Below are 11960 nucleotides of genomic sequence, written 5' to 3'. Positions count from 1 at the left end.
CCCGCGTGTCCTGCGTTCAGACCCGCGTGTCCTGCACTCGGTCCCGCGTGTTCTGCGCTCAGGCCGGTCGTGATGCGACCCCGGCCGCACGAATGCATGACACGCGCGGGAGTTGTCGCGCGGCGGCGTGCCAGTACGTGCACGAATGCAGGACACGCGTGCGCGGGTGCAGGACACGCGAGAAGGTGCAGTCGCGCGTCGGCGCGTCGATGAGGGATGGCGATCGGGCGGGTGGGTGCAGGACACGCGTGCACGAATGCAGGACACGCGTGCACCGGTGCAGGACATGCGCGGGTGCAGGACATGCACGGGTGCAGGACACGCGTGCGCGGGTGCAGGACATGCGCGCACGCGTGACGGTCAGCGGCGGCGGAGGTGGGCCAGCGCGGCGTCGTGGACCAGGCCGTTGGTCGACAGTGCCGAACCGCGGTCGAACCGGGCCGCACCGTCGAGGTCGGTGAATCGCCCGCCCGCCTCGGTGACGAGCACCTGAGCCGCGGCGACGTCCCACGGGTTCACCACGGGCTCGGCCGCGACTTCCAGCGCACCCTCGGCCACGAGACAGTGCTGCCAGAAGTCGCCGAACGCGCGGGTCTCCCAGCACGCCCTGGTCAGCGACAGGTAGGCCTCCTGGGTGCGGTGCTCGGACCAGCTGTTCAGGTCCGTTGTGGACACGTAGGCGTCGGCGAGCTGCGGCACCTGCGAGACGGCAAGCCTGCGCTCACCGGCCGAGTCCCGCAGCCACGCGCCGCCGCCCTGGCTCGCCCACCAGCGGCGGCCCAGCAGCGGAGCGGTGATCATGCCGACGACCGGGACACCGCCGTCGAGCAGTGCGATCAGGGTCGCCCAGATCGGTACACCGCGGAGGAAGTTCTTCGTGCCGTCGATCGGATCCAGCACCCACACGCGGCCGGGGGCGGCGATCGACCCGCCGCGTTCCTCGCCCGCCACGCCGTCGCCGGGTCGCCTGGCGGTGAGGACGCGACGGATCGCGTCCTCGACGTCGGTATCGGCGTCGGTCACGGGCGTACGGTCGGGCTTGGCCGTCACCTGCAGATTCTGGGTGCGGAAGCGTTCGACGGTGATCGCATCGGCCGCGTCGGCGAGCTCGGCCGCCAACGCTGCATCGTCGGAGTAACGGGACACATAACGATGGTTCCACGTGCCCCCGCCGTAAGGTTGACCAGGTGAGCATGGTCCTACTCGCCGAAGACGATCCAGCGATCGCGCAGCCGCTGTCTCGCGCGCTGGAACGTGAGGGGTACGAGGTCGTCGCCGTCGCGGACGGTTCGGCGGCGCTCGAAGCCACGGCGTCCGAACGTGTCGACCTGCTGGTACTCGATCTCGGTCTGCCCGAGATGGACGGACTGGAGGTGTGCCGCAGACTGCGGGCGTCGGGCGCACAGACACCGGTGCTGATGCTGACGGCCCGCACCGACGAGGTCGACTTCGTCGTCGGTCTCGACGCGGGCGCCGACGACTACGTCGCGAAGCCGTTCCGTCTCGCCGAGCTGCTCGCACGGATCCGCGCGCTGCTGCGCAGGCGGTCGCCGGGCGCGCTCGACGCCAGTGGCGTGCGCATGGACGTCGCCGCGCGGCTGGTGACCGTCGAAGGTGAGGAGGTGCAGCTCGCGAACAAGGAGTTCGAGCTGCTGCGGGTGCTGATGAGCAGGGCCGGTCAGGTCGTGAGCCGCGAGGAGATCCTCGCCGAGGTGTGGAACGACCTGGACACCGAGGCGCTCAAGACGTCGAAGACGCTCGACATGCACATGTCGTGGTTGCGCAGGAAACTCGCGGTGGCGGCGGGCCGGGATCCGCGGAAGTCGAACGAGGAGCACATCGCGACGGTGCGCGGCGTCGGATTCCGGTTCAACGTCGAATGACGGCGAGCCGGGCGACGGCGGCGCCTCCCGGCAACGCCCGCGGGGTGCGGTGCCACCGGCAGGCGCGGACTCCGGCCGCACCCGGCCGCGACCCGGCGCGCTGCGGGGCGGAACCGCGGGGCGGAACCGCGACCCGGCGCGCTGCGGGGCGGAACCGCGGGGCGGAACCGCTGGGCACCGGTACAGGCAGCCACCGGCACGGTGGGCGACGGTATAGGCAGGGCGAGGGCATAGGCGGCGTATGCGGCGGCGAATACTCCTGGCGATCCTGTTGGCCGTGCTGGTCACCGGGGTGGCGCTGGGCGCACCGCTCGGGGTGACGGGCGTGCTGCTGGTGGAGAACTTCCACCGGGAGGAACTGACCAACAGCGCGCAGCGGATCGCCGCTGCCCTCGACAACCAGCTCGCCAACCGGCACAACCTCAACCTGCGGCACATCCGCTCCGCGATGCCGCGGGACGCGCACCTGGTCGTTCACCACGACTCGGCGGCGATCATGGAGGCGGGACCGTCGACGGGCGACGACGTGATCAGCGAGCAGCAGCCGATAGCGGGCGGGCACATCGTGATGACGCAACCCGCCGGCGAGATGCGGACGCAGCAGACCCAGGTCGCCGTGGCCGTGGTGTTCGTCGTCGTACTGTCGGTCGGCATCGGCACGTTCGTCGCCACCGTCACGGCGAACCGGCTGGCACGGCCGCTGCGGCACGTCGCCGACCGCGCGGCCCGGCTCGGCGCCGGCGACTTCCGCCCCGACAACAGGCGGTACGCGGTCGCCGAGCTGGACATGGTGGCCGACGCGCTCGACTCGTCGGGCACCGCGCTCGCGCAGTTGGTGCAGCGCGAGCGGCAGCTCGTCGGCGACGTGTCGCACCAGCTACGCAGCAGGCTCACGGCGCTGCAGCTGCGACTGGAGGCGCTGGGACTGCACCAGGACCCCGAGGTCGCCGAGGAGGCGCACGCGGCGCTGGAGCAGTCCGACCGGCTCGCCGGGGCACTCGACGAACTGCTCGCCGCTGCCCGCGCCGCCAGCGAGGTCGGCACCGAACCGGTGTCGCTGACGACGATGCTGCCCGAGGTCAGCGACGAGTGGCGGGACGTACTCAAAGCCGAGGGACGGACGCTCCGGCTGCGGATCGCCGACGGCCTCATGGTGCGCGTCACGCCCGCACGCCTGCGCGAGATCATCAGCGTGCTGCTGGACAACGCGATGCGGCACGGCGCGGGCACGGTCACGCTGGCGGCTCGGCGCGGCGACACCGACGGCACCGTCGTCGTGGAGGTCAGCGACGCGGGACCGGGGGTGCCGGACGAACTGGCTCCGCACGTGTTCGACCGCGGGTTCTCAGGAGCCGGATCGACGGGTGTGGGGCTCGCGCTCGCGCGGGCGCTGGCCGAGGCCGACGGCGGCAGGCTGGAGTTGTCGACCAGGGCGCCCGCGACGTTCAGCCTGTTCCTCCGCGTGCCGACCGCGGGCGACGTCCCCGCCGTCGAGTGGCCCACGGAACGAGTGCCTAGATAGAGAGCCTGTTTCGGGAAGGTTGATCGCCGGGCCGTGTGATGTTGACTGGGTGGCAGGTGCACCGCTGTGTTGGGTGGTGGCGGGCGACGGGTGGGCGAGTGCCTAGGTAGCGGGTTCCGTTTCGGGAGGTTCGACTGCCTGGTCGGGTGGCGCCGGCCGGTCGTGCCTGCCTCCCTGGGCTTGGCGGAGGGTGACGGGTGGGCGTCAGCGGCGGGCGAGGGTTTCGCGCCGGATTCCGCCGAGCTCGTCGGGGAAGACCCACTTCCGGAACCCCCAGAAGCGGAACACCATCGCGAGCAGCATGCCGATCACCGAGCCGCTGATGAAGTCCGCCGTCTCCTGCACGAACAGTGACACTTCCGGTCGCTGCAGGTGGAGTACGTAGCGTGAGATGAGCAGCGGCACCAGGTTCACGGCGACCGCGACGCCGCTGATCACGAAGAACAGCGTCGCCTCGTGGCCGGTCTCCCGGCCGCCGCGGGTGCGGAACGACCATTCGCGGTTCAGCACGTACGACACGATCGTCGCCACCAGGATCGCGATGGCCTTCGCCGTCGTCGGCTTGTCCATCAGGACCGTGAACTTCAGCAGGTACCAGACGCCGTTGTCGACGAGGAAGGTCGTGCCGCCGACGACAGCGAACTTGAGCAGTTCGCGGTGTTTCAGCAGCAGCGAGCGCAGCGGCCCGGGTACGCGCTCCAGCACGGTTTCGACGACGGACACACATCGCAGTGTAGCCATCCGCGTCGGGTGAGTCCGCCGAACGGTGGAACGCCACTCGTCGGACGTCTACACCACAGGACCGCCCACGCGCCGTCGAGAGTGCAGCTCAGCGCAAGTTCGGTGCACCGCACCCGCGACGTACACGTGGGCCGCGGCACATCCGCGATGCGTGGGTCCCGAGACGGGCGTCACGTTCCGGGCAGGGGCGACGCGGTGCGGCTGATCCGTGCTGATCGGCGCGGCTGATCGGCGCGGCTGATCACTGCGGATCGCGGTGCCGCGCGCCCTTGTCGCGGTCCTTGTCGTCGTGCTTGTCGTCGTCGTGCTTGTCGCCGTGGTCCCTGCCGTTCCCGTGCCCCGGCGGCCCGGGCCACGGGTCGGACGGTGGGGCTGGCAGATCCGTGGACTCGGGCTCCGTCGTGGCGGTCGCCGACCCCGATGCCGGGTCCGACGTGGGGTGCGTGGCGGTCGCCGAACCACTCGGCCGCGACCCCGGAGGTGCGGTCGCCGAACCGGAGCCGGTCGGTGGCTCGGTCACCGACGCCGAGCCCGAGGCGGGCGGGGGCGTCGTCGCCTCCGCGGATCCGGATCCGCCGGGCGCCTCGGTGGACGCGCCGCCGAGGCACAGGAACGACGGCGGCCAGCAGTCCGGGAACGACACGGTCGCGCTGTCTGCCGCGTCCCCGAGGGTCGCGGTGAACGTGACGTCGTCGCCGTTGCCCTGGCCGAAGCCATGGCCCTCGCCGCCACCGTTGCCGTTGCCCTGGCCGTTGCCGTTGCCGGGGCCACTGCGGTCGTACACGGTGACGTACACGGTCCTGTCCTCGCCGGGTTTGAGCGCGTCGGTCGAGGTGCACGACAGCGGTTCGGCCCAGCGGTCGGTGCAGTCCATGCCGTGGCCCACACCCGCCGCGGGCCGGTCGGACGTGAGCGTGACGTTGTCGGTGGTGTCGCCGGTGTTACGGATCTCGACGGACGCGGTCGTGCCGAAACCGTTCGCCTGAACCCGGACGCCGTCCTCGGCGGGCGGCGGGGGCGGGGTGGGCTTCGGCTCGACCCTGACCGGCACCTGGAGCGACACGTTGACGGCCCCTCCGCCGCTCAGGTGGCCTGTGACCTGCCCGGATTCGGCGTCGGCGGACGCCTGCAGCCGGAACACGAGCGTCATGGACTCGCCGGGCTGCAGTCCCCGGCCCGTGGAGCACGTGACGGTGCCCGAGCCGCCGGGGCAGGTGATGCGCTCGCCGCCACCGGCCTGGCGGAGCGCCCCGCCGGACGGTGACGCGCCGCCACCCTGCGGCGCCGTGGCAGGGCTCGACTGGTCGGTGCTGCGCGGGGCGCCGGCCGCTCCTGCGGTCGTTCCGCCGCCACCGCCGCCGAGGGCGCTCACGCCGCGTGGCAGGTTCAGCGTCACGTCGATGGGGTCGGACAGCGTCCCGCCGTTGTTGCGCACGGTGATCGGCAGGTCGGCGGGGCCGCCGCCGGCGACGAGCTCGACGTCGTCCTGGGCCACGGTAGCTCCGACCGAGGCCGGTTCCGGCGATTCGGGCTGCGTCACGTCCGGTGCGGGCGGCGGCTGTTGTGGTGCCGGTTCGTTCTGCGCAGGCGGGTTGTCCGGCGCCGATTGCCCGGGAGGCGGGTCGGCGGGTTCGTTCGGCGCCTGCGCGGCCGGTGGCTGCTGCTGCGGCTGCTCGGCGGCCGTCGGGATCTGCTGTCCGCCGCCACCGGCGGTGAGCGCCAGTGCGACGGCCGCGGCCATCGCGACACCGGAGCCCGCCACGCCGACGAACTCCCGGGGCGCGCCCGCCGCGGCTCCCGCGGCGCCTCCGGAACCGCCGGCACCGGCGGCGGCACCTGCGGAACCGGCCGCGGTGCCGGCACCGATCGCGGTCGCCGCCGCGGCCTTGCCCCCGCCCGCGACCGCGAGGTAGCCCAGTACCCCGCCGCCGAGGACGAGCGGAGCGATGACGGCCCGCAACGCACCGTTGACGTCGGCCAGCTCGGCGGCGAGCGCCTGGCAGTCGGAGCAGTCGTCGAGGTGCGCCTCGACCTGCGCGCGTTCCCGTTTCGACAGTCCGTCGCGGGTCCAGGCGCCCAGCTTGTCGGCCGTCGCGTGGCACGTGCTCGCGCTGACCTCGGCGAGATGCACCTGCAGATACGCCTGGCGCAGACCTTCCCTGGCGCGGTAGGCCAGTGCGGACACGCTGTTGGCCGTCAGCCCCAGCAGTGGTGCCACCTCGGCAGGCGTGGCGCCTTCGATCTCGGTGTGCCACAGCACGGCCTGCCAGCGTTCCGGCAGCTTCGCGAACGCCTTCGCGGCGAGCGTGCGCTCCAGCCCCTCGAGTGCCGTATCGGAGAACTCCACGGTCAGTGCCTCGGCGCCGGCGCCGCCGACCGTCGTGACGGTGGTCATGTCCTCGGCGAGGTCGAGCTTCTTGTCGCGCCGCGTCTTGTCGTAGGCGCCGTGGCGCACGGCCGTCAGCAGGTACGCCCGGAACGCGCTGTCGGGGCCCTTCCCGCCGCGGAGTGTGTCGAGGACCTTCGAGAAGGCGTCCGAGACGAGGTCGTCGGCTTCCATCGACGTGCGCGCGAGTTGCCGCGCAAGGTTGTACGCAGCGGATACGTGACGTTCGTACAGCGTCCCGTAGCACTCGAGCTGGCCCGCGCGTACCGAGGCGATGAGTTCGGCGTCGCTCATGCCCTGCGGGTCGGTGGGTGCGGTGCTCACGGCTCTCCTCTCAGGTCGTCCCGGATGGGGGACGCACTGCGGAGCAAAGTGTGACGGACATTCGGGGAAGCGTCACGCCGAGGGTCGCCACTTCACCCGGTTCACTCGCACCGCAACTTTTCGTGTCCGTCACCGTCATGCAGGGCGGCTCCGCACGTCTCACCTCCGACGAGCCGACAAGGAGGCGCGAGTGGACGTGAGTGCTGGCGACATGGAAGGTGTGCCGTTCGCTCTGTCGGACGAACAGGGCGGCGGATCGCCCCCGGGCCGGCAGCCGCACGCCGTGCGGGAGGCGCAGGCCGTGCGGGACCCCCGCGCGGTGCTCCGGCGGCGGTGGCGGACGGCGAGCCTGGCCTGCGGCTGGCGGTTCCCCGACGACTGGGACGTCGCGGAGGTCGACCTCGTGTGCTCGGCCGTGGTGCGCTCCGGTGGCCTCGACGGTGCGGGTGCGGCGCTCGTGGCGTTGGCACACGCCCGCGCGGCCGCGGGCACGGGACTCGAGGAGACCCTCGGCGATCTGGCCGCGCTGCACGCTGTGCTGCAGGTTCCGGCCGGTGAGGCGAGCCATGCCGATGCGCTCGACGCCATCGCCGAGGCCGCCGACGCCGACGCGCTGCCCACGCGGCTGCTGCGGATCACCGCCGTGGCGTGGGCCGAGGTCGCGCTCAACCACGTCGGGGCGACCGAGGTGCACGATTCGCTCACGGGACTGCCGACCCAGGCATACCTGCGGACCCGGCTGTCCGAGCTGTACCGGCAGGCGGCGCGGGACGGCGTGAGCGTGGCCGGCCGGCAGGTGCTGGTGGTGATCTCGCTCGGCTTCGACGACACTGCCGTCTACCTGCGGCCCGCGGGCATGATCCTGGCCGCCGACGTGCTGCGGCAGGTGTTCGACGGCGGTGAGAGTCACGCCGTCCTCGGCGCCTCGACGGTGGTGGCCGTCGTCGCGCGATCCGACGACGTGGCCCACCGCGCGGTGCGGCTGCGACGTGAGCTCACCGAGCGGTTCGCCGTCGACCCGCAGCTGGTCGAGTCCGGATCGGCGCGGGTGAACGTCGTGCGGCTGCCCGCCACCCACGACGACGCGTGCGTGCTGCTCGAGTCGCTCGCGGCGCGTTAGTGGCGCCGCCGTGCGGCGCGGCAGGGGAGTGGCCGACGCCGAACTCACACCCGGTCATGGTTTCCTAGAAAGAGTGAGCACCCCAGACCTGCGCGAGGCCGAGACGCCGGCAGGCTCCCGTCCGGAGCCCGCCGGGGCGGCGGCGTTGCAGCTGCGTGCCTCGGCCGAACGCCTGCTCGCGCGGCCGAGGTCGCTGGCGCTGGTGCTGGCACTGCCGGCGCTGATGATCGTGGCAGGCGTCGTGGGCTGGCTGCTGGACCTGCAGCTCGGCGTCGACTCCGCGGTCTACCGCGCCGGTGCTGTCACGCTGCTGCAGGGCGATCCGCTCTACGAGAGCAACACCCTGGCGCCGGAACCGTTCTGGGCGCTGCTGCCGTTCACCTACCCGCCGACCGCTGCGCTGCTGTTCGTGCCGCTGGCCGTGTTCCCGGTGCAGGTGGCATGGGGCGTGCTGTCGGCGGTGTCGCTGCTGGCGATGACGGTCGTCATCCGGGTGGCGCTCGGTGCGCTGCCGCGCCCGAAGGGTGAGCTGCCCGTGTGGGCCTCGCCCGCGCGCGTCACGCTGTTGTCGGCCGTCCTGTTCTTCGCGCTCGAGCCCGTGTGGCGGACGATCTTCCTCGGCCAGATCAACCTCATCCTGATGGCGTTGATCGTGCTGGACGTGCTGGTGATCAGCGCCCGCGGCAGCCGGTGGGGCGGCATCATGGTGGGCGTCGCGGCCGCGGTGAAGCTGACCCCGCTGATCTTCATCCCGCACCTGCTGTTCACCGGGCGCCGGATGGACGCACTGCGCGCGATGGCCACGTTCTTCGCCCTGCAGGCGCTGCTGTTCGCGCTGATCCCGTCGGACGCGTGGCGGTTCTGGACGCACACCGTGTTCAACGCGGGCCGCATCGGGCCGATGCACTGGGCCGGGAACCAGTCGCTCAACGGCCTGTTCAACCGCATGACCGATCTGGCTCCGTGGGCGTCGAACGCGGCGATCGTCGTCGGGTTGGCACTGGCGCCGCTGGCGGTCTGGCTGATGCTGCGGTTCCACCGCAGTGGCCGCCCGCTCGAAGCGCTACTGGTGACGGCGTTCTACGCGCTGTTGCTCTCTCCGGTGTCGTGGTCGCACCACTGGGTGTGGGCCGTGCCGCTGATCATGGTGCTCGTGTCGAAGCTGCCGCACGCCGATCCGGTGAAGACGCGGAAGCGGTGGATCGCGGCGGGCGCGGTGTTCGTCGTGTTCGTCAGCTGTGTGCTGCTGGTGCTGCCGAACGGCCGCAACCTGGAGCTGCACTGGGCGTTCTGGCAGTACATCCTCGGCAGCGCCTACCTGATGGTGCCGATCGTGCTCGTCGCCGTGCTCGCCGGCCGCTGGCTGTGGCGCAACCGCGAGCCCCTGCGCGGGGCGTTGCACGACCGAGACACGCTGATCGCCGTATTGCGCGGCAGGACTGTGGTGACGGCGCGCGACGACGCTCAGCCGCCGGCGGCCGACTCCGCCGAGTCCAGCCAGGTCGGTTCCGACCAGCGGTAGACCGGAGCCTCGGCGAGGCCGGGATACGCCACGGCCATCCCGCGTTCGGGAAGCATCGACCACAGACGGAGGCGGTCCGACGTCGCGTGCTCCCGCCAGAATGCCGACCACGCGGGTACGTAACGCTCGTAGATCCGGTGGACCCGGGTGAGGTCGCGGGATGCGAGAGCGGCGGGACCGGTCGCTCGGAACTGTCGTACGTCGTGCGGCGGCGAGAACGTGGCGATGAGTACGGACACCTCGCGACCTGCGGCAGCCGCGGCGAGGAACGGTGCCGGCTTGTCGACGGGGCTGTGGAACCACAGGCAACCGTCGGCGAACAGGAACCACATCGTCGCGAGCGCGGGGCGCCCTCGTTCGGTGACCGTCGAGACGGCCGCGGGCCGCCCCGGTTCGTCGAGGAACGAGTGAATGTCGAAGTTCGGCATGCGAGTGGATGCTGCGACCTCGACCGCGATCGAGGTCAAGCGCGAGAGCGGAATGTGTTAATATGCTTTTATGCGCACGACGGTGGAGTTGCCTCCGGAGCTCATGCGGGCGATGAAATCCGAAGCCGCGGCCCGCGGGGAGACTGTGAAAGAGTTCTTGACTCGGGCAGTAAGTCATGAGTTGGGCACAGCGGAGAGCGGTCGGTCGCGTAAACGGGTGAAACTCCCGCTGGTCCCGGCAACGAAGTCGCGCAAAGTCGACATCACGAACGACGACATCGAAGCGATCTTCGCGGCCGAAGATGCCGAGAAGTACCGGGCACAGTAGATGCTGCTGGATGTCAACGTCTGGTTCGCGTCGGTGTGGGAAGAGCACAAGCACTATGCCGAGGTGTCCTCGTGGTTCGATGAACAGGACGGCGAACTCAGGTTGTGCCGAGTGACGCAGATGGGGTTGCTCCGCTTGTTGTCGAACCAGCCGGTTATGGGAGAGGCCGCGTTGAGTCGCGCAGAAGCGTGGCGGGTTCTCGATGAGCTTCGCTCGGACGAACGTGTGGTCTGGACTGCCGAGCCGGCTCACCTTGAGCAGGTCTGGCGAGTGATATCCGCCCGTGAGGACCGAAGTCACAAACTGTGGACCGACGACTATCTGGCAGCGTTCGCCCAGGCCCTCGGGTGCCCTCTCGTGACACTGGATCGCGGTTTCGTCACGCGGTATCCGTCAGTGGCGGCGGTGACACTCGGGGGCGGTTCGTGATGCGGCCGGAACGGGTCCGCTTAGGCTGAGCGCGCTATGGATACGCGTACCGGACTTCCCATCGTCGGCATGGTCGGCGGCGGCCAGCTCGCCAGGATGACGCATCAGGCCGCGATCGCACTCGGCCAGTCGCTGCGAGTGTTGGCCGTCGGCGAGGGCGAATCCGCCGGCCTCGTCGCCGCCGACGTCACCCACGGCCACCACACCGACCTCGACGCGCTGCGCACCTTCGCGCGCGGCGTGGACGTGCTGACGTTCGACCACGAGCACGTGCCCGGCGAGCACCTGCGGGCCCTCGCCGACGAGGGTGTCGTCGTCCGCCCCGGGCCCGGAGCGCTGGCGCATGCCCAGAACAAGCTCCTCATGCGCGAGCGGATGGCCTCGCTCGGCCTGCCGAACCCCGCGTTCGTCGAGGTCAAACAGGTCTCCGACGCCGTGAAGTTCGGCGACGACCACGGCTGGCCCGCGATCCTCAAGGCCGCGACGGGCGGCTACGACGGCAAGGGCGTGTGGCAGCTCGACTCCGCCGACGAGGCGCGCGCGCAAATCCCCGAACTCCTCGACGCGGGCATGTCGCTGCTGATCGAGGAGCGCGTCCCCATGGCCCGCGAACTGTCGGCAATGGTGGCGCGGTCACCGTTCGGGCAGGGCGCCGCGTGGCCGGTCGTGGAGACCGTGCAGTCCGACGGCATCAACACCGAGGTCCTCGCGCCCGCACCGGGACTGTCCGAAGCCGGCACGCAGCGGGCACAGGGCCTGGCCCTGCGCATCGCCGAACAGCTCGACGTCGCCGGGGTCATGGCCGTCGAACTGTTCGAGACCCACGAGGGCGGGCTGGTCATCAACGAGCTGGCGATGCGCCCGCACAACTCCGGGCACTGGACGATGGACGGCAGCCGCACGTCCCAGTTCGAACAACACATGCGCGCCGTCCTCGACTACCCCCTCGGCACGACCGACCTGCTGTCGCCGACCGTCATGGCCAACGTCCTCGGCGCTCCCGAGACGCCGACGATGAGCGTGGACGAACGCCTGCACCACCTGTACGCGCGCTATCCCGACGTCAAGGTGCACCTGTACGGCAAGAGCGAACGTCCGGGGCGCAAGCTGGGACACGTCAACGTGGGCGGCCCGATCGACGAGTCGACGCGGGCGAAGGCGCGGATGGCGGCGCACTGGCTGTCGGCCGCCGAATGGCCGGACGGCTACAGCATCCACTGACGTACCGGATCGACTGCGACGGCAGCATCCACTGAGGCACCGGATCCACCGGGCAC

At 71.1% G+C, this 11960-nt stretch carries 11 protein-coding genes; 7 read left to right on the top strand and 4 right to left on the bottom strand.

From position 1 onward, the window contains the following. Positions 1–360 precede the first annotated feature (360 nt). A complete protein-coding gene (gene hisN / locus FB384_RS04175) occupies positions 361–1146 on the bottom strand; it encodes a histidinol-phosphatase (RefSeq protein ID WP_183779301.1) in 786 nt (261 codons plus the stop codon). 47 nt (positions 1147–1193) lie between these two features. Here hisN and FB384_RS04170 point away from each other — a divergent pair, with 47 nt between their 5' ends. Both FB384_RS04170 and FB384_RS04165 read left to right on the top strand, forming a co-directional pair. Beyond that, on the top strand, positions 1194–1883 hold the full coding sequence (locus FB384_RS04170; RefSeq protein ID WP_183784944.1) for a response regulator transcription factor: 690 nt from the start codon (positions 1194–1196) through the stop codon (positions 1881–1883). A 241-nt stretch (positions 1884–2124) separates the two neighbouring features. After that, a complete protein-coding gene (locus FB384_RS04165) occupies positions 2125–3405 on the top strand; it encodes an ATP-binding protein (RefSeq protein ID WP_183779299.1) in 1281 nt (426 codons plus the stop codon). 204 nt (positions 3406–3609) lie between these two features. Here FB384_RS04165 and FB384_RS04160 read toward each other — a convergent pair whose 3' ends face one another. Then, positions 3610–4128, bottom strand: coding sequence for a GtrA family protein (locus tag FB384_RS04160; RefSeq protein ID WP_258938323.1), 519 nt, complete (start codon positions 4126–4128; stop codon positions 3610–3612). Between the two features lie 259 nt (positions 4129–4387). Then, positions 4388–6856: a sigma-70 family RNA polymerase sigma factor gene (locus FB384_RS04155; RefSeq protein WP_183779295.1), complete on the bottom strand. Its 2469-nt coding sequence runs from the start codon at positions 6854–6856 to the stop codon at positions 4388–4390. A gap of 190 nt (positions 6857–7046) precedes the next feature. Between FB384_RS04155 and FB384_RS04150 the strand changes: the two genes are divergently transcribed. Then, positions 7047–7976 carry a nucleotidyl cyclase domain-containing protein gene (locus FB384_RS04150; RefSeq protein ID WP_221212640.1) on the top strand — a complete coding sequence of 310 codons (930 nt, stop codon included), beginning with the start codon at positions 7047–7049 and terminating at the stop codon, positions 7974–7976. A gap of 88 nt (positions 7977–8064) precedes the next feature. Beyond that, positions 8065–9498 (top strand): glycosyltransferase 87 family protein, encoded by a 1434-nt coding sequence (locus FB384_RS04145; RefSeq protein ID WP_372497784.1) that lies wholly within the window; start codon positions 8065–8067, stop codon positions 9496–9498. Here FB384_RS04145 and FB384_RS04140 read toward each other — a convergent pair. Beyond that, positions 9441–9965: a pyridoxamine 5'-phosphate oxidase family protein gene (locus FB384_RS04140; protein WP_228725958.1), complete on the bottom strand. Its 525-nt coding sequence runs from the start codon at positions 9963–9965 to the stop codon at positions 9441–9443. The genes FB384_RS04145 and FB384_RS04140 overlap by 58 nt on opposite strands. Positions 9966–9996: 31 nt before the next feature. Between FB384_RS04140 and FB384_RS04135 the strand changes: the two genes are divergently transcribed. From FB384_RS04135 to FB384_RS04125, 3 genes are read left to right on the top strand one after another with little or no spacing between them, the layout of a single operon-like run. Beyond that, positions 9997–10254, top strand: coding sequence for a hypothetical protein (locus FB384_RS04135; protein ID WP_183779293.1), 258 nt, complete (start codon positions 9997–9999; stop codon positions 10252–10254). Beyond that, positions 10255–10683 carry a TA system VapC family ribonuclease toxin gene (locus tag FB384_RS04130; protein WP_183779292.1) on the top strand — a complete coding sequence of 143 codons (429 nt, stop codon included), beginning with the start codon at positions 10255–10257 and terminating at the stop codon, positions 10681–10683. It begins immediately after the preceding gene. Positions 10684–10719: 36 nt separating this feature from the next. Then, positions 10720–11904 (top strand): 5-(carboxyamino)imidazole ribonucleotide synthase, encoded by a 1185-nt coding sequence (locus FB384_RS04125; protein ID WP_183779290.1) that lies wholly within the window; start codon positions 10720–10722, stop codon positions 11902–11904. Positions 11905–11960 lie beyond the last annotated feature (56 nt).

The sequence above is a fragment of the Prauserella sediminis genome, assembly GCF_014195435.1.
In the GTDB taxonomy this organism is placed as follows: Bacteria; Actinomycetota; Actinomycetes; order Mycobacteriales; family Pseudonocardiaceae; genus Prauserella; species Prauserella salsuginis.
This window is presented reverse-complemented; position numbering and strand designations above follow the sequence as displayed.